Source organism: Streptomyces sp. NPDC052773 (genome assembly GCF_044547145.1).
Lineage (GTDB): Bacteria > Actinomycetota > Actinomycetes > Streptomycetales > Streptomycetaceae > Streptomyces.
In genome coordinates this window covers 126,354-145,901 of the sequence record NZ_JBITZX010000015.1, presented here as the reverse complement: position 1 = coordinate 145,901, position 19,548 = coordinate 126,354, and the positions used below count along the sequence as shown (strand labels likewise).

The 19,548-nt window shown below is 72.6% G+C and carries 19 protein-coding genes; 6 read left to right on the top strand and 13 right to left on the bottom strand.

Features of this window, described 5'->3' with window-relative positions; translation table 11 throughout:
• Positions 1-24: 24 nt before the first annotated feature.
• The 5 genes from ACIG0D_RS28455 to ACIG0D_RS28435 all read right to left on the bottom strand — a co-directional run bounded on the left by ACIG0D_RS28455 (position 25) and on the right by ACIG0D_RS28435 (position 5,371).
• Positions 25-741 carry a response regulator gene (locus ACIG0D_RS28455; protein ID WP_399806303.1) on the bottom strand — a complete coding sequence of 239 codons (717 nt, stop codon included), beginning with the start codon at positions 739-741 and terminating at the stop codon, positions 25-27.
• The gene (locus tag ACIG0D_RS28450) at positions 735-3,275 is read right to left on the bottom strand and encodes an ATP-binding protein (protein ID WP_399806301.1); all 2,541 of its coding nucleotides are present in this window, start codon (positions 3,273-3,275) and stop codon (positions 735-737) included. The genes ACIG0D_RS28455 and ACIG0D_RS28450 overlap by 7 nt, the downstream gene beginning before the upstream one ends.
• 200 nt (positions 3,276-3,475) lie before the next feature.
• Entirely contained in the window at positions 3,476-4,237 is a 762-nt protein-coding gene (locus ACIG0D_RS28445) for a DUF3710 domain-containing protein (RefSeq protein WP_399806299.1), read from the bottom strand.
• Between the two features lies 1 nt (position 4,238).
• Positions 4,239-4,790, bottom strand: coding sequence for a dUTP diphosphatase (gene dut / locus ACIG0D_RS28440; RefSeq protein ID WP_399806297.1), 552 nt, complete (start codon positions 4,788-4,790; stop codon positions 4,239-4,241).
• A complete protein-coding gene (locus tag ACIG0D_RS28435; RefSeq protein WP_399806295.1) occupies positions 4,787-5,371 on the bottom strand; it encodes a PaaI family thioesterase in 585 nt (194 codons plus the stop codon). Before ACIG0D_RS28435 ends, dut begins: the two co-directional genes overlap by 4 nt.
• Positions 5,372-5,429: 58 nt before the next feature.
• Between ACIG0D_RS28435 and ACIG0D_RS28430 the strand changes: the two genes are divergently transcribed.
• Positions 5,430-5,897 (top strand): DUF3093 domain-containing protein, encoded by a 468-nt coding sequence (locus ACIG0D_RS28430; RefSeq protein WP_365763266.1) that lies wholly within the window; start codon positions 5,430-5,432, stop codon positions 5,895-5,897.
• A 34-nt stretch (positions 5,898-5,931) separates the two neighbouring features.
• Here the strand turns inward: ACIG0D_RS28430 and ACIG0D_RS28425 are convergent, their stop codons facing one another.
• From ACIG0D_RS28425 to ACIG0D_RS28410, 4 genes are all read right to left on the bottom strand, one after another.
• Positions 5,932-6,924 carry a hypothetical protein gene (locus tag ACIG0D_RS28425; protein ID WP_399806293.1) on the bottom strand — a complete coding sequence of 331 codons (993 nt, stop codon included), beginning with the start codon at positions 6,922-6,924 and terminating at the stop codon, positions 5,932-5,934.
• Positions 6,925-6,937: 13 nt separating this feature from the next.
• Complete coding sequence (locus ACIG0D_RS28420; RefSeq protein ID WP_043504706.1) at positions 6,938-7,234, bottom strand: DUF4193 domain-containing protein; 297 nt, start codon at positions 7,232-7,234, stop codon at positions 6,938-6,940.
• Positions 7,235-7,630: 396 nt separating this feature from the next.
• Positions 7,631-8,878, bottom strand: a complete 1,248-nt coding sequence (locus tag ACIG0D_RS28415; RefSeq protein WP_399806290.1) for a sensor histidine kinase — start codon at positions 8,876-8,878, stop codon at positions 7,631-7,633.
• Positions 8,879-8,884: 6 nt separating this feature from the next.
• Positions 8,885-9,538 carry a response regulator transcription factor gene (locus tag ACIG0D_RS28410; RefSeq protein ID WP_365763260.1) on the bottom strand — a complete coding sequence of 218 codons (654 nt, stop codon included), beginning with the start codon at positions 9,536-9,538 and terminating at the stop codon, positions 8,885-8,887.
• 472 nt (positions 9,539-10,010) lie between these two features.
• Between ACIG0D_RS28410 and ACIG0D_RS28405 the strand changes: the two genes are divergently transcribed.
• Positions 10,011-10,184, top strand: coding sequence for a hypothetical protein (locus ACIG0D_RS28405; protein WP_015657365.1), 174 nt, complete (start codon positions 10,011-10,013; stop codon positions 10,182-10,184).
• A 71-nt stretch (positions 10,185-10,255) separates the two neighbouring features.
• Here ACIG0D_RS28405 and ACIG0D_RS28400 read toward each other — a convergent pair whose 3' ends face one another.
• On the bottom strand, positions 10,256-11,071 hold the full coding sequence (locus ACIG0D_RS28400; RefSeq protein WP_399806288.1) for an inositol monophosphatase family protein: 816 nt from the start codon (positions 11,069-11,071) through the stop codon (positions 10,256-10,258).
• Positions 11,072-11,079: 8 nt separating this feature from the next.
• Positions 11,080-12,207, bottom strand: coding sequence for a ferrochelatase (locus ACIG0D_RS28395; protein WP_399806286.1), 1,128 nt, complete (start codon positions 12,205-12,207; stop codon positions 11,080-11,082).
• A 224-nt stretch (positions 12,208-12,431) separates the two neighbouring features.
• Here ACIG0D_RS28395 and ACIG0D_RS28390 point away from each other — a divergent pair, with 224 nt between their 5' ends.
• The 3 genes from ACIG0D_RS28390 to sepH all read left to right on the top strand — a co-directional run bounded on the left by ACIG0D_RS28390 (position 12,432) and on the right by sepH (position 16,622).
• The gene (locus tag ACIG0D_RS28390) at positions 12,432-13,673 is read left to right on the top strand and encodes an MFS transporter (RefSeq protein ID WP_399806284.1); all 1,242 of its coding nucleotides are present in this window, start codon (positions 12,432-12,434) and stop codon (positions 13,671-13,673) included.
• Positions 13,633-14,952 carry a D-arabinono-1,4-lactone oxidase gene (locus ACIG0D_RS28385; RefSeq protein WP_399806282.1) on the top strand — a complete coding sequence of 440 codons (1,320 nt, stop codon included), beginning with the start codon at positions 13,633-13,635 and terminating at the stop codon, positions 14,950-14,952. The genes ACIG0D_RS28390 and ACIG0D_RS28385 overlap by 41 nt, the downstream gene beginning before the upstream one ends.
• Positions 14,953-15,578: 626 nt before the next feature.
• The gene (gene sepH, locus ACIG0D_RS28380) at positions 15,579-16,622 is read left to right on the top strand and encodes a septation protein SepH (RefSeq protein WP_399806280.1); all 1,044 of its coding nucleotides are present in this window, start codon (positions 15,579-15,581) and stop codon (positions 16,620-16,622) included.
• Between the two features lie 300 nt (positions 16,623-16,922).
• Here sepH and ACIG0D_RS28375 read toward each other — a convergent pair whose 3' ends face one another.
• Positions 16,923-17,771, bottom strand: a complete 849-nt coding sequence (locus tag ACIG0D_RS28375) for a sulfurtransferase (RefSeq protein ID WP_399806278.1) — start codon at positions 17,769-17,771, stop codon at positions 16,923-16,925.
• Between the two features lie 308 nt (positions 17,772-18,079).
• On the opposite strand from ACIG0D_RS28375, the gene ACIG0D_RS28370 reads away from it, so the two are divergent.
• Positions 18,080-18,880: a VOC family protein gene (locus ACIG0D_RS28370; protein WP_399806276.1), complete on the top strand. Its 801-nt coding sequence runs from the start codon at positions 18,080-18,082 to the stop codon at positions 18,878-18,880.
• A 20-nt stretch (positions 18,881-18,900) separates the two neighbouring features.
• Here ACIG0D_RS28370 and ACIG0D_RS28365 read toward each other — a convergent pair whose 3' ends face one another.
• Positions 18,901-19,548 carry a thymidine kinase gene (locus ACIG0D_RS28365; protein WP_399806274.1) on the bottom strand — a complete coding sequence of 216 codons (648 nt, stop codon included), beginning with the start codon at positions 19,546-19,548 and terminating at the stop codon, positions 18,901-18,903.

Below are 19,548 nucleotides of genomic sequence, written 5' to 3'. Positions count from 1 at the left end.
CACCGACACGGTCGTAGCCCCTGCTCACTTCTCGAAGCGGTAGCCCATGCCGGGCTCGGTGACGAAGTGTCTCGGATGCGAGGGGTCCGCCTCGAGCTTGCGTCGCAGCTGCGCCATGTAGACGCGCAGGTAGTTCGTCTCCGTCCCGTAGGACGGCCCCCACACTTCCTGCAGCAGCTGCTTCTGGCCGACCAGGCGCCCGCCGTTGCGCACCAGCACCTCCAGCAGATGCCATTCGGTGGGGGTGAGCCGTACGTCCTTGCCGTCGCGGTGGACCTTCTTGGCGGCCAGGTCGACCGTGAACGTCTTCGTCTCCACCACCACGTCCCCGTCCCCGCCGACGGGCTCCGCGCGGCGGACGGCGGCCCGCAGCCGGGCCAGCAGCTCGTCCATGCCGAACGGCTTGGTGACGTAGTCGTCGGCGCCCGCGTCCAGGGCCTCGACCTTCTCGTCGGAGGAATGCCGCGCGGAGAGCACGATGACCGGCACGCGGGTCCAGCCGCGCAGCCCCCTGATCACCTCGACGCCGTCCATGTCGGGCAGTCCCAGGTCGAGCAGGACCACGTCCGGGTGGCGGGCGGCGGCGAGCTCCAGGGCGGTGGCACCGTCCTGTGCCGCGTCGACCTCGTACTTGCGCGCCTTGAGGTTGATCACCAGCGCGCGGACGATCTGCGGTTCGTCGTCGACCACGAGGACGCGCGTGGGGGTCGTGCGGGGTGCCGTCCCTGCCGGGCTCACCATGGGATCTGCCTTTCTGGTTCTGCGGGGGAATCCGGCCGGGCGCCCGCCGCGCGCAGGCCGAGGACCATGGTGAGGCCGCCGCCGGGGGTGTCCTCGGCGTGCAGGGTGCCGCCCATGGCCTCGGCGAAACCGCGGGCGACAGCGAGACCGAGCCCCACCCCGGCACCGCGCGGGGCGTCGCCGTAACGCTGGAACGGCGCGAAGATGCGTTCCTTGGCCTCGTCGGGCACCCCGGGCCCGCGGTCGACGACCCGCAGCTCGACGCGGTCGCCGAGGGCGCTGGCCGAGACCAGCACGGGCGTTCCGTCCGGGCTGTACTTCACGGCGTTCTCGACCAGGTTGGCCACCGACCGCTCCAACAGTCCCGCGTCGACGGCGACGATCGGCAGCGTCTCGGGTACGTCCAGGTGCACGCTGCCCTCCGGGACGCCGCCCAGCGCCATCGGGACCACCTCGTCGAGGTCGGTCTCGCGGATGATCGGGGTGACCGTGCCGGTCTGGAGGCGGGACATGTCCAGCAGGTTGCCGACCAGGTGGTCGAGTCGGTCCGCGCCGTCCTCGATGCCCTCCAGCAGCTCCGCGCGGTCCTCCTCCGACCACTCGACGTCGTCGGACCGGAGCGAGGACACGGCCGCCTTGATGCCGGCGAGCGGCGTGCGCAGATCGTGGCTGACGGCGGCGAGGAGCGCGGTGCGGATGCGGTTGCCCTCGGCGAGCGCGCGGGCCTGGTCGGCCTCCTCCCGCAGCCGTCGGCGGTCCAGGACGACGGCGGCCTGGGCGGCGAACGCGGCCAGCACCCTGCGGTCCTCTGCGGGCAGCACCCGGCCGGTCAGCGCGAGCGCCATGTGGTCGCCGACCGGCATGTCCACATCGGCGTCCTCGGGCCGGTCCACGGGCCCGCCGGAACCGACCCGGCCGACGCACGTCCACGGGTCGACGTCGCTCTTCCGTTCGAGGAGGGCGGCGGCGTCCATGCCGAAGGTCTCCCGGACCCGTTCCAGCAGCGCCTCCAGGCTGGTCTCGCCGCGCAGCACGTTGCCCGCGAGGAAGGACAGGATCTCGGACTCGGCGCGCAGCCGGGCCGCCTGGTGGGTGCGGCGGGCCGCGAGGTCCACCACGGAGGCCACCGACACCGCGACCCCCACGAAGATCACCAGGGCGACGATGTTCTTCGGGTCCGCGATGGTCAGCCGGTGCAGCGGGGGCGCGTAGAAGTAGTTCAGCAGGAACGATCCGAAGGCCGCCGACGCGAGCGCCGGGAACAGCCCGCCGAGCAGCGCCGCCGCCACCGTCATCGCCAGGAACAGCAGCATGTCGTTGGCGAGGCCGAGCTGGAAGCCCCTGAGCAGCAGGGCGAGCAGCGCCGGGCCGAGCAGCCCGACCAGCCAGCCCCAGACGATCCGGGCCCGCCCCAGCCGCGCCCCGCGCGCCACCGGCAGCCCGCGCCCCCTGGCGACCTCCTCGTGGGTGACGATGTGCACGTCGAGGTCGGGTCCGGAGTCCCGGGCGACCGTGGCGCCGACGCCGGGTCCGAGGACGTACTGCCAGCGTTTGCGGCGCGAGGAGCCCAGCACGATCTGGGTGGCGTTCACGCCGCGCGCGAAGTCGAGCAGCGCCGCCGGTATGTCGTCGCCGACCACGTGGTGGAACGTTCCGCCCAGGTCCTCGACCAGGGTCCGCTGGAGCGCCAGCTCCTTCGGCGAGGCCGAGGTCAGCCCGTCGCTGCGCGCTATGTAGACGGCCAGCACCTCTCCGCCGGCGCCCTTCTCCGCGAGCCGGGCGGCCCGCCGGATCAGCGTCCGCCCCTCCGGGCCGCCGGTCAGCCCGACCACGATCCGCTCCCGCGAGCCCCAGATCGCCGACACCCGGTGCTCGCTGCGGTACCGCTGCAGATGCTCGTCCACCCGGTCCGCGACCCACAGCAGGGCCAGCTCGCGCAGGGCGGTGAGGTTGCCGGGGCGGAAGTAGTTCGACAGCGCCGCGTCGACCTTGTCCGGCTGGTAGATGTTCCCGTGCGCCATCCGCCGGCGCAGTGCCTCGGGCGACATGTCGACCAGCTCGATCTGGTCGGCCCGGCGCACCACCTCGTCGGGCACGGTCTCCCGCTGCCGTACGCCGGTGATCGACTCGACGACGTCGCCCAGTGACTCCAGGTGCTGGATGTTGACGGTGGAGATCACGTCGATCCCGGCCGCCAGCAGTTCCTCGACGTCCTGCCACCGCTTGGCGTTGCGCGAGCCGGGCACGTTGGTGTGCGCCAGCTCGTCCACCAGGGCCACGCGCGGGCGGCGGGCCAGCACGGCGTCCACGTCCATCTCGGCGAACACCGTGCCGCGGTACTCCAGCGGCCGGCGCGGTACCTGCTCCAGGCCGTGCAGCAGGGCCTTGGTGCGCGGCCGGTCGTAATGCTCCGCGAAGGCCACGACGCAGTCCGTGCCCCGCTCCACGCGGCGGTGCGCCTCGGACAGCATCGCGTACGTCTTGCCGACGCCCGGTGCCGCACCGAGATGGATCCGCAGCCTGCCGCGTGCCATGGCCTCATTGTCTTCCGGTCATTTCCGCCTACGCAGCGTCGACCTTACGGCCGGCGGTCCCGGCGGAGCGGCCGGGGTGCGGGCATCCGGCCGGTCTTGGACGCAACCCTGACGCGGGCGGCCGTGCCCCGGGCACGGCGAAGGGCCGCATCCGCCCGGGATACGGCCCTCGAACTCGCCTCTTCGTCGCGGTACGCGCGTCAGCGGACCTCGGTGATCTCCGGGCCGCGCTGGAGCTGACCCATGCCGCCGGAGAAGCGGGAGCCGCCCTGCTCGTCCTGCTGGACGCCCTCGGGGACCATCTGCGCGTCGTTCGGCAGCTTCAGGACGATCGGGTCGCGGGGTGCCATCGGGCCCTCGCCGCGGACCACGACCGTGTCCCGGAAGATCTGCTCCAGCAGCCCGGCGGCCTGCGGCTGCACCGCGCCCTGCCCGGAGATCACACCGCGCAGGAACCAGCGGGGACCGTCCACACCGACGAACCGCACCACCTGATAGCCGCCGGTGCCGTCCGGCAGCTGCACCGGCACCTGGGCGCGCAGCTCCCAGCCCAGCGGACCCTCGACCTCGTCGACGATGCCACCCTGCTGGGTGATGCCGGCCGCGATCTCCTCGCGGACCTCGCCCCAGATGCCCTCACGCTTGGGAGCCGCGAAGGCCTGCAGCTGGATGGCGCTGTCGCGCAGCACGACGGTCGCCGCGACGATCGCGTCACCCGCGACCTCGACCCGCAGCTCCATGCCGTCGACGCCCGGCACGAACAGTCCACCCAGGTCCACCCGGCCCTCGGCCGGGTCGCGGACCTCACTGCTGTCCCAGGGGCCGTCGGGCCGGGGCCCCGGCTCCAGCCGCACCCGCTCCCGCGTGCCCTCGTCCGCCTCAGTGTCGACGCTGTCGACGACCTGCTCGGCCTCGCCGGCCGCGTCCTCGGCGGCACCCTTCTTCTTGCGACGTCCGAACACGTCACTGTCCTTCCCGGTCGGATACGACCGAAGCGTATCGATTCCCACCCGTCGTGCCGCCCATGGCGGCCTGACCGCTTGTGCCGCTCCCGCCGTCCACCGCGGCATGGCCGCCGGTGGAACCGAAGCCCCCCTCGGCCCGCACCGAGTCGGGAAGCTCCGCCACCTCCTGGAAGCGGACCTTCTCGACCTGCTGGACGACCAGTTGGGCAATCCGGTCGAAGCGCTCGAACCGCACGGACTCGCGCGGGTCGAGATTCACCACGATCACCTTGATCTCCCCACGGTACCCGGCATCAACCGTCCCCGGGGCATTCACGAGGGCGACACCGCACCGGGCGGCCAGCCCGGAACGCGGGTGCACGAAGGCCGCGTACCCCTCGGGAAGCGCGATCGACACCCCCGTGGGCAGTACGGCCCGCTCGCCGGGCGCCAGCTCGCAGGCCTCGGTGGTGCGCAGATCCGCGCCCGCGTCCCCGGGGTGCGCGTACGCCGGCAGCGGTACGTCGGGGTCGACGCGACGGATCAGCACGTTCAGCGGTTCGCGGCTCACGGGTTCACCTCGAAGGCGCGGGCCCGGCGGATCTGGTCCGGGTCGTTCATGGCGGCCTGGATCTCTTCCTCCCGGCCGTGGTTGACGAAGTGGTCGACCTTGACCTCGATGAAGAGCGCGTCCGCGCGGACGGCGACCGGCCCGTCGGGGCCGCCGACGCGTCCGGTGGCGGTGCAGTAGATCTTCCGCCCGGCCACCGCGGTCACCTCGGCCTCCAGATGGAGCGTGGTGCCGACCGGCACGGGCCGTACGAAGTCGGTCTCCAGCCGGCCGGTGACGGCGATGGTCCGCAGCAGCCAGTTCAGCGAGCCCAGCGTCTCGTCCAGCGCGGTCGCGAGGATCCCGCCGTGCGCGAGGCCCGGGGCGCCCTGGTGCTCGGGGCGGACCGTGAACTCGGCGGTGATCGACACGCCCTCGCCGGCCCGCGCCTGGAGGTGCAGGCCGTGCGGCTGCTCGCCGCCACAGCCGAAACACCGGCCGTAGTGCGCGCCGAGAAGCTCCCCGGGCGCGGGGGCGTCGGGGTGCCGCACCGGCTTGACGGCGTCCAGGGGAGGCTGCAGAGCTGCGGATGTACCACTCACAGGCGCAGACCTTACCCGCGCGTCGGCCCCCCGCCGACACCGTGCCAAGCTTGGTTTCATGCAGCTCTCCGCCACCTCGTACGACGAACGCCTCACCGCCCCCCGCTCCTGGTGGCTGATCAGCTTCCTGGTGGGGCTCTCGATGGCCCTCATCCTGCTGCCGTTCGGCACCCTGCCCATGCTGGGCGGCCTGGTCGGCGGCACGGCGGTCGCGGCGGTGGCGGCCAGCAGCTACGGCTCGCTGCGCATCCGCGTGGTGAACGGCTCGCTGATCGCGGGCGAGGCGAAGATCCCGGTGACCGCGCTGGGCGAGGCCCATGTGCTGGACCCGGAGGAGGCCCGGGCCTGGCGTACGTACAAGGCCGACACCCGCGCCTTCCTGCTGCTGCGGGCCTACATCCCGACTGCGCTGCGGGTGGAGGTCACCGACCCCGAGGACCCGACGCCGTATCTGTACCTGTCGACGCGGGAGCCGGAGCGGCTGGCGGCGGCCATCGAGGCGGCCAGGACGGCCGCGGCCTCCTGACGGGCGGGCCCGGCCCTCAGCCGCCGCCCGGTCGTCAGCGGCCGAGCTCCTTGCGGCCGTCCGGCCCGTGGTCGTCGCCCGGCCCGTGAGGATCGTCCGGCTTGTAGGGGTCGTCGCCCACCGGCAGCGGGTGGGCCGGCTGCTCCAGCGGCGGCAGCTCGGTCAGCGCGTCCCACGGGACCTGCACCTTGCGCAGGTCGGCCCGGATCCGCGCGGCGAGGTTGCGGGTGTCGCGCCGGTTCATGACCGCGCCGACCGCCGCGCCCACCATGAACGGCATCAGGTTCGGCAGGTTGCGGACCATGCGCTTCATGATCTGCTGGCGCAGCTGCTTCTTCATCGGGCTGCCGAACGCGGCGTTGAGCGAGGCCGGCTTGCGCGGATCGATCCCGCGCTCGTCGGTCCAGGACCTCAGATAGGCGCTGCTGCGCTCCTTGAGGGTGCCGGGCGGGCGCACGCCGTACACCTCGTGCAGCTCGGCGATCAGCTTCAGCTCGATCGCCGCGACGCCGGTGATCTCGGCGGCCATCTCCGCCGGCATCGCCGGCGGTACGGGCAGCATCGCGGCGGCACCGACGCCCGCCCCGACGGTCGCGGAGGCCTTGGCGGCGCCCGCCACGAGCTTGTCGGCGAGTTCTTCGGGCCCGAGGCCCGGGAACTGTCCGCGCAGCGTCGTCAGGTCCCGCACGGGGATCCGCGGCGCCAGGTCGATGATCCGGTCGGCGAGATGGCCGAGACCCGCGCGGGCGCGCTCTCCGCCCTTGCGAGCACCCTCTCTGGCCAGTTCCCCGGCCCTCGCCCGGAACGCCGCGGCGCGGCGCCTGGCGACGGGCGCGGGGCTCTGCGCCGGCACCGGGCGGGTGTCCCGGTCGCCGGCCGGTTCGAGCGAGGCCGACCCCGTGGGGACCGGTCCCGTCGTGGATGAGCCTCGCTCGTCGTCACGCGCGCCTTGGGGGCCGTCGGACGGCCCCGTGTCCGCTCCCCGGCCGGGGAAGCGGCGCTTCCAGGGTGGGGTCGAGCCAGTCACGGCCGACCCCTCCTCAGTCGCAGTCGCGGCAGATCGGCTGACCGTTCTTCTCCCGGGCCAGCTGGCTGCGGTGGTGTACCAGGAAGCAGCTCATGCAGGTGAACTCGTCCTGCTGCTTCGGCAGCACACGGACGGCCAGCTCCTCGTTCGAGAGGTCTGCGCCGGGCAGCTCGAGGCCTTCGGCGGCCTCGAACTCGTCGACGTCGACGGACGACGCGGACTTGTCGTTCCGCCGGGCCTTCAGTTCTTCGAGGCTGTCCGAGTCCACGTCGTCGTCGGTCTTGCGTGGAGTGTCGTAATCGGTTGCCATGGTCGCTCTCCCCCTCCGGGTGTCTGCGGTGTCTCCAGCGCACGTAACGCGTGAGAGGCCGGACTTGTGCCCGACCCGAGGCGGAGATTTTGCCTCACATCAAGGTCTGTTACTCAATCGACACCCAACCGGACCCCTCACGAGTGATCGGGTTGGACGGCGATCGGGACCGTACACGGTCCGAATGTTGCTCTTCAAAGGCGTCTCACCGTGTACTTCCCGTGATCAAGCCGCCAGAAAACCCGGATTTTCCCGGCTTTCCGGCGGTCCGAGGGATCACGGAGAGTAGATGGCCTGAAAATCGCCCTTGTGATCGATCACACACGGGGCACCTGGACGGGTGCCCAGAAAATTCAGCGCAAAGCGAACATTCCCCGGGTGTGTCGGCACATGCTCTCAGAGAGGCAGGGTGACCCGCATCACGAGCCCTCCGCCCTCGCGCGGCTGGGCCGCGATGTGCCCGCCGTGCGCCCGCGCCACGGACCGCGCGATGGACAGGCCGAGACCGACGCCCTTGTCGCTGCCCGTGCGCTCGGTGCGCAGCCGCCGGAACGGCTCGAAGAGGTTGTCGATCTCGTACGCCGGTACCACCGGGCCGGTGTTGGAGACCACCAGGACCGCCTGACCGTGCTGGATCTCGGTGGTGACCTCGACCCAGCCGTCCTCCGGGACGTTGTACCTCACCGCGTTCTGCACCAGGTTCAGCGCGATCCGCTCCAGCAGGACGCCGTTGCCCTGGACCACCGCGGGCTCGCGCTTGCCGCGGATCTCCACGCCCTTGGCCTCGGCCTCGGCGTGCACCTGGTCGATGGCCTGCGAGGCCACCTCGGCGAGGTCCACCGGCTTGCGCTCGACGATCTGGTTGTCGCTGCGGGCGAGCAGCAGCAGGCCCTCCACCAGCTGTTCGCTGCGTTCGTTGGTGGCCAGCAGGGTCTTGCCGAGCTGCTGGAGCTCCACCGGCGCGTTCGGGTCCGACAGGTGCACCTCCAGCAGCGTGCGGTTGATCGCCAGCGGGGTGCGCAGCTCGTGCGAGGCGTTGCCGACGAAGCGCTGCTGGGCGGTGAACGCGCGCTGGAGGCGCTCCAGCATGTCGTCGAAGGTGTCCGCCAGCTCCTTCAGCTCGTCGTCCGGGCCGTCCAGCTCGATCCGGCGGGACAGGTCCGAGCCGGCCACCGCGCGCGCGGTGCGGGTGATCCGGCCGAGCGGCGAGAGCACGCGCCCTGCCATGGCGTAGCCGAACGCGAAGGCGATCACGGCGAGGCCGAGGAGGGCGAGGAGGGAGCGGCTGAGGAGGTTGTCCAGGGCGACCCGGCGCTGGTGGTCGATGCACTCGCTGATCGCGGCGTTGAACTCGGCGAGCGTCAGGCTGCTGGAGTTGACCGGTGGACAGTTCTCGCTTGCGACCTTGATCTCGGTGCCGTCCACGATCTTGAAGAGCGGCTCATTGCCGGTGTTGAGGGCCTGTGCCGCCAGCAGGTAGATGATCGACAGCAGCAGGATGCCGGCGATCAGGAACATCCCGCCGTACAGCAGCGTGAGCCTTATCCGGATGGTCGGGCGCAGCCAGGGGAACGGCGGCTCCGGCCTGCGCGGGTCCCAGGTGGGTTTCGGGGGCGCCTGGGGAGGCGCCGGGGTCGTTGCCACGGCGGATCAGATCCGGTAGCCGGAGCCGGGCACGGTCACGATGACGGGCGGCTCCCCCAGCTTGCGGCGCAGGGTCATGACGGTCACCCGGACCACGTTGGTGAACGGGTCGGTGTTCTCGTCCCAGGCCTTCTCCAGCAGCTGCTCGGCGGAGACGACCGCGCCCTCGCTGCGCATCAGCACCTCCAGGACGGCGAACTCCTTGGGCGCGAGCTGCACCTCCCGGCCGTCGCGGAAGACCTCGCGGCGGTTGGGGTCGAGCTTGATGCCGGCGCGTTCCAGGACCGGCGGCAGCGGCAGGCTGGTACGCCGGCCGAGGGCGCGCACGCGGGCGATCAGCTCGCTGAACGCGAAGGGCTTGGGCAGATAGTCGTCGGCGCCGAGCTCCAGGCCCTCGACACGGTCGCTGACGTCACCGGAGGCCGTGAGCATCAGCACGCGCGTGGGCATGCCGAGTTCGACGATCTTGCGGCAGACGTCGTCGCCGTGCACGAGCGGGAGGTCGCGGTCGAGGACGACCACGTCGTAGTCGTTGACGCCGATGCGTTCCAGGGCGGCCGCACCGTCGTACACGACGTCGACGGCCATGGCCTCCCGGCGCAGTCCGGTGGCCACGGCATCGGCGAGCAGCTGCTCGTCCTCGACGACGAGTACGCGCACGTCGCTTGTCCTTCCTGTGTCCACCCGCGTAGCGCCATGGGCGTGCGCGGGCAGGGTCTGGGTGGGTGTGTGACCTCCATCCTGCCCTTTTCCGCCATAAGTCGGCGGTAAGCCGGTGTGGCGGGGACCGCGCGGGGGCCCGGGGAACGCCGGGGCGAAACCTTGGCGAACGGCTGTGGGCGGGCCGGTGAGATCACGCCGCCCGCCCCGGGAATGCCGGAATTTCTCCGGTGGTTGAGGTTTCCGCGGAAGGGAGCGGGGGGAGGACGGTTTACACCCCGCGATCACGCTCTGCTTGTGCCGCAGCACCATGCGGTACGCCGCGGTCCGCTTCACGCAGAGTGGGCGTGGGTGTCCGGCGCCGTCGCCGCCCAGCAGGGCAGCGCTGGGCACTCATGGGAGACGTGATCGCCCCTTCCGAACGGCACACCCCCGTGCCACCGACCCACGACCCTGGACGAGGGGGCGCAGCATGGACGCATTCACGGCAGGACTTCTGCAGCGCATAAGGGCGACCGAGTCCGACCTGACGCGGGCTCGTGACGAGGGCGACGACTTCCTCGTCGAGGTGGAGCAGGGCGAGCTCGACGACCTGCGCCGCCTCGCCGCCGAGCATGGCGTGGAAGTCGGCGCGTACAGCGTCTGAACGGGCCACACGTACGAGGCGGGCCCCGGCGAACCCATCGCCGGGGCCCGCCTCGCGCTTTTACGCGAGCCTCAGTCGTGCCAGGCGCCGAAGTCCTCCAGGAGCCGCTGGAGGGGCTCGAAGACGCCGGGGGTGGCGGCGACAGTGAGTTCCCTCGACGGGCGCTCTCCGGGCCTGCCACCGGTCAGGGCGCCCGCCTCCCGGGCGATCAGGTCACCGGCGGCGAGGTCCCAGGGGTGCAGCCCGCGCTCGTAGTACCCGTCGAGGCGGCCCGCGGCCACGTCGCACAGGTCGACCGCGGCGGAGCCGCTGCGCCGGATGTCGCGCAGCCGCGGGATCAGCCGCTGGGCGATGTCGGCCTGGTGGGCGCGGACGTCGGCGACGTAGTTGAAGCCGGTGGAGACCAGCGCCTGGTCCAGCGGCGGCGCCGGGCGGCAGCGCAGCTCCCGCTCGCCGTCCCAGGCCCCGGTGGCGTGGGCGCCGCGCCCGCGCACCGCGCTGTAGGTCTCGCCGCGCATCGGCGCCGCGACGACGCCGACGACGGTCTCGCCGTCCTGCTCGGCGGCGATGGAGACGGCCCAGGTGGGCAGCCCGTAGAGGTAGTTCACGGTGCCGTCGAGGGGGTCGATCACCCAGCGGATGCCGCTGGTGCCGTCCGTGGAGGCGCCCTCCTCGCCGAGGAAGCCGTCGTCGGGTCGGTGCTCGGCGAGGAAGCCGGTGATCAGCTTCTCGGCGGCGATGTCCATCTCCGTCACCACGTCGATGGGGCTCGACTTGGTGGCGGCCACGCCGAGGTCCGCCGGGCGGCCGTCGCGCAGCAGCTCGCCGGCCCGGCGGGCGGCCTCCCGGGCGAGCGCGAGCAGGTCCGTGTGCAGGGGGTCGGTCACGGCGCTCCTCAGGCGTAGGGGCTGTCGGCGCCCGCGGCGGCGGGGCGGGGGGCGCGGGCGGGGCAGCAGCCGGCCGGGCAGAGGTGGTGGCTGGGGCCGAGCGCCCCGAGGGCGCAGGGTGCCACCTGCTGTCCGCGCTCGACGGCGGCCCGCTCCACGATCAGGTCGCGGACCGCGGCGGCGAACCGCGGGTCTGCGCCGACGGTGGCGGAGCGGCGCACCGGCAGGCCGAGCTCCTCGGCCTTGGCCGTGGCCTCGGTGTCGAGGTCGTACAGGACCTCCATGTGGTCGGAGACGAAGCCGATGGGGGCCATCACGACGGCCGGGGCGCCGGCGGCGTGCCGCTCCTCCAGGTGGTCGCAGATGTCGGGCTCCAGCCACGGGATGTGCGGGGCGCCGGAGCGGGACTGGTAGACGAGCTGCCAGGGGTGGTCGACGCCGGTGCGCTCGCGGACGGCGTCGGCGATCAGCTGGGCGACGTCGAGATGCTGCCTGACGTACGCGCCGCCGTCGCCGTGCTCCTCGGCCGGGCCGGAGGTGTCGGCCGCGGAGGTCGGGATGGAGTGGGTGGTGAAGGCGATGTGGGCGCCGTCGCGGACGTCCTCGGGGAGGTCGGCGAGGGAGCGCAGGACGCCGTCGATCATGGGCTCCACGAAGCCGGGGTGGTTGAAGTAGTGCCGCAGCTTGTCGATCTTCGGCAGGTCCAGGCCCTCGGCCTGGAGGGTGGCGAGCGCGTCGGCGAGGTTCTCGCGGTACTGCCGGCAGCCGGAGTAGGAGGCGTAGGCGCTGGTGGCGAGGACGAGGATGCGGCGGCGGCCGTCACGGACCATCTCGCGCAGGGTGTCCGTGAGGTACGGCGCCCAGTTGCGGTTGCCCCAGTAGACCGGCAGGTTCAGGCCGTGGTCGGCGAAGTCCTCGCGCAGGGCGTCCAGCAGGGCGCGGTTCTGGTCGTTGATCGGGCTGACCCCGCCGAACAGGAAGTAGTGCTGACCGACTTCCTTCAGGCGTTCCTTGGGGATGCCGCGCCCACGCGTCACGTTCTCCAGGAACGGAACCACGTCGTCCGGTCCTTCGGGGCCGCCGAAGGAGAGCAGGAGCAGGGCGTCGTAGGGGGTGGCATCGAGCGCGTCTGGCATGAGGTCGATCCTGCCACCCGCCACTGACAGTGCGGCAACGCCGGGGTGGCGCACGCGGGCGGGGGCCACCCGGAAGGGGTGCGTTAGGGTGACCTAACTCGTAAGCTGTATCGACCATCTTCATGCCTTACGGGCGCGTCCGTGCCGTACGCCGTGATACGTCGACGTGCGCCGGCGTACGTCCGCGTCCGCCCCGCCCGACCGACCGAGCCGCCGGAGAGCCCGTGCCCAGCCCCTACCGCGCCCTGTTCGCCGCACCCGGCTCCAAGGCGTTCTCCGCCGCCGGTCTCCTCGGCCGGATGCCGCTGTCGATGATGGGCATCGGCGTGGTGACCATGATCTCCCAGCTCACCGGGCGGTACGGCCTGGCCGGCGCGCTGTCGGCCACGATCGCGCTGGCCGCGGCCGTGGTGGGCCCGCAGGTCTCACGGCTGGTGGACCAGTACGGGCAGCGGCGGGTGCTGCGTCCGGCGACGCTGCTGTCGCTGGCCGCGGGCGCCCTGCTGCTGTTCGCCGCGCACTACCGGTGGCCGGACTGGGTGCTGTTCGTCGCCTGTGTGGGCATCGGCTGCGTGCCGAGCGTCGGCGCGATGATCCGGGCCCGGTGGGCGGCCGTCTACCGGGGCACCCCGCAGCTGCACACCGCGTACTCGTTCGAGTCCGTGGTGGACGAGATCTGCTTCATCTTCGGCCCGATCATCTCCATCGGGCTGTCCACCGCCTGGTTCCCGGAGGCCGGCCCGCTGCTGGCCGGCTGCTTCCTCGCGGTGGGCGTGTTCTGGCTGACCGCGCAGCGCGCCACCGAGCCCGAGCCGCATCCGCGCGCGGAGCACGGCGGCGGTCGCAGCGCGCTGCGCTCCCCCGGGCTCCAGGTCCTGGTGACGACCTTCGTCGCGACCGGCGCGATCTTCGGGGCCGTCGACGTGGTCACCGTGGCGTTCGCCGACGAGCAGGGCCACAAGGGCGCGGCGAGCGTCGTCCTCGCGCTGTACGCGGCGGGCTCCTGTGCGGCGGGTGCCGTGTTCGGGCTGCTGCGCTTCAAGGGAGCGCCCGAACCTCGCTGGCTGCTGGGCGTCTGTGCGATGGCCGTGAGTATGATCCCCCTCCTACTGGTCGGAAACCTGCCGTTTCTGGCCGTGGCGCTCTTCGTCGCGGGCCTGTCCATCGCTCCCACGATGATCACGACGATGTCCCTCATCGAAGAGCACGTACCACGCGCGCAGTTGACCGAGGGCATGACCTGGGTGAGCACCGGTCTCGCGGTGGGGGTCGCACTCGGCTCCTCGGTGGCCGGCTGGGTGATCGACACGGCCGGCGCGCGCGCCGGGTACGGGGTTCCGGCCGTGTCCGGGGCCGTCGCGGTCGCGGTCGGTTTCCTCGGTTACCGCCGGCTCAAGCGGCCGGCTCCGGGTCGGGGAGGCACCGTTGAGCAGCACAGCGAGCGGGAAGAACGGCACGTGGCGTAACTGGGGCGGCAACGTCGTCGCGCGCCCCGCGCGGGAGGTCACTCCGGCGTCCGTGGACGAGCTGGCGGCGGCGGTGCGCGCGGCGGCGGAGGACGGCCTGCGGGTGAAGGCCGTCGGCACCGGGCACTCCTTCACGTCGATAGCCGCCACCGACGGCGTGCTGATACGGCCCCGGCTGCTGGCCGGGATACGCGAGATCGACCGCGCGGCCGGCACCGTCACGGTCGAGGCCGGCACCCCGCTCAAGCGGCTCAACCTGGCCCTGGCCCGCGAGGGGCTGTCGCTGACCAACATGGGCGACATCATGGAGCAGACCGTCTCCGGCGCCACCAGCACCGGCACGCACGGAACCGGCCGCGACTCCGGCTCGATCGCCGCCCAGATCAAGGCCCTCGAGCTGGTCACGGCCGACGGCTCGGTGCTCACCTGCTCCGAGAAGGAGAACCCGGACGTCTTCGCGGCGGCCCGCATCGGCCTGGGCGCCCTCGGCATCGTCACCGCGATCACCTTCGCCGTGGAACCCGTTTTCCTGCTCCACGCGCGCGAGGAGCCGATGCCGCTGGCCCGGGTCCTCGCCGAGTTCGACGAACTCTGGGCCGAGAACGAGCACTTCGAGTTCTACTGGTTCCCCCACACCGGCAACACCAACATCAAGCGCAACAACCGCAGCGCCGGCCCCGAGCGTCCGGTGAGCCGGGTCAAGGGCTGGTTCGAGGACGAGTTCCTGTCCAACGGCGTCTTCCAGGCGGCCAACTGGGTCGGCCGCGCGGCACCGGCCACCATCCCCGCCATCGCCCGGATCTCCAGCAAGGCACTGTCCGCGCGGAGCTACACCGACATCCCCTACAAGGTCTTCACCTCCCCGCGCCGGGTGCGCTTCGTGGAGATGGAGTACGCCGTCCCGCGCGACGCCGCGGTCGACGTCCTGCGCGAGCTGAAGGCGATGGTCGACCGCTCCCCGCTGCGGATCAGCTTCCCCGTGGAGGTGCGCACCGCCCCAGCCGACGACATCACGCTGTCCACCGCGTCCGGCCGGGACACCGCGTACGTCGCCGTCCACATGTTCCGGGGGACGCCCTACCAGCGGTACTTCACCGCCGCCGAGCGGATCTTCACCGCGCACGAGGGGCGGCCCCACTGGGGCAAGGTGCACACGCGCGACGCCGATTACCTCTCCGGTGTCTACCCCCGCTTCGCCGAGTTCACGGCGCTGCGGGACCGGCTGGATCCGGAACGGCGCTTTCAGAACGACTACTTGCGCCGGGTTCTGGGGGCGTAGCGGGGTGGACGGTTCCCTCGGTGAACTCGCCGGGGGCGGGCGGCGCTTGCTCGCGCGCCCCTCTCCGCTTCCTCACCCCGCGCGGTTTTTGCGACGGCCGTCGCGCCCCGGCTCCCGGGAGCCCGACTCCCGGGCGACATCGGGCCTTTCGCGCATTCCCGGGCCCTGCCTGCCTTTCCCGTACCAGCTCGGCATGTTGCACGAGAAGGGGACGTACGGTCGAAACCGCTAGCTCCGTTTCCGGCGATTCCGTGAAGTACGCCACGTTTTCGATCAAGAAAATCGGCCAGGGATGGCCAAGTCCCGCCTTCGACGCGAAGTTGGACGGCGCGCCAATCCACGCACGTGGCCCAAATGGAGTACTGTTGCGAGCCCTGGGTCCGGTCTCCCGCCAGGGTGTCCGGGGCCGTCAAGGACCGCCGGGAGGGGGCTTGTTGCACAGGGTGACGGAGTTGGTCACTTAGCGTTGCGAATAGGTTACCGTGCCATAACGGCGATCCAGGGCCCGTGCCCGACACGCCGGGCAACTCGGCAAGGTTGTGGCAGGCTGCACCCGGGCAGGCCACACTCGACTAGCGGAAGCAGCGACGCACGTGACGTCGGCAGGCACCACCCGGGAGGTCCCCATGCCCGAACTGCGTGTCGTGGCCGTCTCCAATGACGGCACACGGCTGGTGCTGAAGGCTGCGGACAGCACGGAGTACACGCTTCCGATCGACGAACGGCTCCGCGCCGCCGTGCGCGGCGACCGTCCCCGCCTCGGCCAGATCGAGATCGAGGTGGAGAGCCATCTCCGCCCCCGTGACATCCAGGCGCGTATACGCGCGGGTGCGACCGCGGAAGAGGTCGCCCAGATGGCCGGCATCCCGGTCGACCGCGTGCGCCGCTTCGAGGGTCCCGTGCTGGCCGAGCGCGCCTTCATGGCCGAGCGGGCCCGCAAGACCCCGGTCCGCCGCCCCGGCGAGAACTCCGGCCCGTTGCTCGGTGAGGCAGTCCAGGAGCGGCTGCTGCTGCGCGGCGCCGAGAAGGACACCGTCCAGTGGGACTCCTGGCGCCGCGACGACGGCACCTGGGAAGTGCTGCTGGTCTACCGCGTCGCGGGCGAACCGCACTCGGCGAGCTGGACGTACGACCCGCCCCGGCGGCTCGTGCAGGCCGTCGACGACGAGGCGCGCTCGCTGATCGGGGAGTCCGACGACCTCGGGGCGCCCGAGCCGAGCCTGCCGTTCGTGCCGCGGATCGCCCGGCTGCCGCGCGACCGCACGCTGGCCGGGTCCCTCGACCGGGACCGTGACCGGGAGCGGCCGAGTCTGCCCGCGCCGGTGCCCGAACCGGCGGAGGAGACCGCGAGCGAGCGGGATTCGCTGACGAGCCTGCTGGAGGCGGTGCCGAGCTTCAGAGGCGACCTGGTGGTGCCCGAGCGGTCCGCCGAGTCCACCGAGGAGCCCGACGACGAGCCCGCGGCGGAGGAGCCGCCGGCGCCCGCCGCCTCGGCCGGTTCCGCCTACGCCGACGTCCTCATGCCCCGCTCCGTGGGCAGCCACCGGGACCGGCTCATCGGCGCCACCGACCGCCAGGCCGAGGCCGACGGCGTCCGCCCGGGCCGCCGGGCGGCCGTCCCGAGCTGGGACGAGATCGTCTTCGGCACGCGGCGCAAGAAGCAGGAGTAGCCGCCGTACGAGGATTCAGGCCCGCGCCGGGAACGGCGCGGGCCTGGCCGCGTTGCGGGGGGCCCACGGCGGCGCGGGCCTCAAGAGGCCCGTAGGGGCCGGGAGTCGTGCGGAATCATCCGCCGCACGCGCGCGTGGAGCCCGCCGCCCCGAACCTGACGCGCTGCCCGGAGCGGCGGAGCCTGACGCACCGCCTGGCGCGCGAAGCACGGCTCGGCGCACAGGGCGCCGCCCGAGGCGCGCAGGGAGAACCACGCGCCCCCCTCGCGCTGCCTCGCACCCGCCCCGCGCGCCGCCGCGCTACTGCGGGTCCGGCCCCACCGCCACCGGCCGCTCCGGATCCGACGACCACTCCGACCACGAACCCACGTACAGGGCGGCCGGGATGCCCGCCACGGCGAGGGCCAGGACCTCGTGGGCGCCGGAGACGCCGGAGCCGCAGTACACGCCGACCTCGGTGTCCTCGGAGGCGCCCAGCGCCTCGAACCGCGCCCGCAGCTCCTCGGCGGGCAGGAAGTGTCCGTCGGCAGTCACGTTCTCCGTCGTGGGCGCCGACACCGCGCCCGGGATGTGGCCGCCGACCCGGTCGATGGGCTCGACGTCACCGCGGTACCGCTCCGCCGCGCGGGCGTCGAACAGCACTCCGGAGCGGGCGAGCGCGGCGGCGCCGTCGGCGTCCAGCAGGCCGGGGCCCGGAACCGGCCGGAAATCGCCCTCCTCGGGGTGAGGAACCTCCTGGGACAACGGGCCCTGCCAGGACGGCAACCCGCCGTCCAGGACCCGCACGTCCGGGTGACCCGTCCAGCGCAGCATCCACCAGGCGCGGGCCGCGGCCCAGCCCTGTCCGCCGTCGTAGACGACGACCGGCCGCCCGGACGAGACACCCGCACGGCGCATCACCGCGCCGAAATCCGCGAGGCCGGGCAGCGGATGACGACCCCGCTCCCCCGGCTCCCCGGCCAACTCCCGGTCCAGATCGACGAACACGGCGCCGGGGATGTGCCCGGCCTCGTAGGCGGCCCGGCCGTCGAAGGGCGGCTCGCCGGCCGCCTTGGCCAGACTGAGCTGCCAGCGGACGTCGAGCAGGACGGGCGGGCGCTCCCCCGCCAGTTCACCGGCCAGGGCGGATGCGGAAATGATGGCGTTCATGGCGACCATCCTGGCCTACGGGGTGGCCGCGGCGTCCATGTCCGGCTACTCTGCTCCGCCAAGCAGCCCCGATCACGAGGAGTACGGGATCGGGCACGTGCAGTGCCGCCCCGGATACCACCGATCGACATCCGTGGGCCACCCTCCCGAAACGGGCAGGAAACCGCAGATCGGGCATTCTCCGGTGACCGGACGAGATGCGGCGGCGCGCCCGGAGCGCGTGGCACCGAGGGTGGTGCGAGCATCGGCACGTGGGTCCGGAGAGCGGAAGCGACGCGGCGCCGCGAGGGGCCGAGGAGAGAGTGACGATGACCGAGGCACGGGGGCCGGCCGGCCGGGCCGGCGATCACGCCCGGTACGCGCCCGGCACACCCTGCTGGGTGAGCCTGATGGTGCACGGGATGGCGGCGACCCAGGAGTTCTACGGAGCCCTGTTCGGCTGGGAGTTCCGCCCCGGACCCGGGCAGCTCGGCCCCTATGTGCGGGCCCTGCTCGACGGCCGTGAGGTGGCGGGCATCGGGCAGTTGCCGCCGGACCGGCACCTCCCGATCGCCTGGACGCCGTATCTCGCCTCCGACGACGCGGGCCGGACCGCGGAGACCGCGCGGCTGTGCGGCGGCACGATCGGCGTGGGTCCGCTCGACGCCGGGGAGGCCGGACGGCTGGCGATCGGCTCCGATCCCTCGGGCGCCGTGTTCGGGATCTGGCAGGCGGCGGCGCACCTGGGCACGGCCCTGTCCGGGGTGCCGGGCACCCCCGCCTGGAACGAGCTGCTGACGTACGAGTCGGCGACCGTCGCCAAGTTCTACGAGAGTGTCTTCGGCTACGAGGAGGAGCCGGTGGTCTCCGCCGACTTCGACTACGTGACGCTCTCCATCCGTGGCCGGGCGGTCGCCGGCATCCAGGGCATGGGCCACGCACTGCCCCGCGACCGGGGCCCGCACTGGCTGACGTACTTCGAGGTCGCGGACGCCGACGAGGCCGTGCAGCATGTGGCCGAGCTGGGCGGGCACGTCCTCAGAGCGGCCGAGGACGGCGAACGGGGCCGCGTCGCCACGGTGACCGACCCGGAGGGCGCCCGCTTCTGCCTGCTCCAGCGGCCTCGCTGACACCCCGGCCCGCCCGGACGCTAGGCGTTCGGCACCGGCAGGACGTCCGGGGACAGCGCCGCAGCGCGGGCCGTCGCCGCCGTCATGCGGCGGCGGTGGTGGCGGCGGCACAGCACCTCGTAGCCGACGGCCTCCGACTGGTTCACGTCGCCGACGACGACCTGGGCGCCCTCGACGACCATCTCGCCGCCTATCGTGCGGGCGTTGTGGGTCGCGCGGGCGCCGCACCAGCACAGGGCCTCCACCTGGAGCACCTCCACGCGGTCCGCCAGCTCGACCAGGCGCTGCGAGCCCGGGAAGAGCTTGGTGCGGAAGTCGGTGGTGATGCCGAAGGCGTAGACGTCGAGCCCCAGATCGTCGACCACGCGCGCGAGTTGGTCGACCTGCTCCGGCGTGAGGAACTGCGCCTCGTCGGCGATCACGTAGTCCGCGCGGCGGCCGTGCGAGAGGTGGTCGACGAGGTAGGCGTAGAGGTCCATGCCGTCCTCGACCTCGACCGCGTCGGTGACCAGGCCGAGCCGGGAGGACAGCTTGCCCTCGCCCGCGCGGTCGTTGCGCGTGAAGATCATGCCCTGGAGGCCGCGCGCGGAGCGGTTGTGCTCGATCTGGAGAGCCAGGGTCGACTTCCCGCAGTCCATCGTTCCGGAGAAGAAGACCAGCTCGGGCAT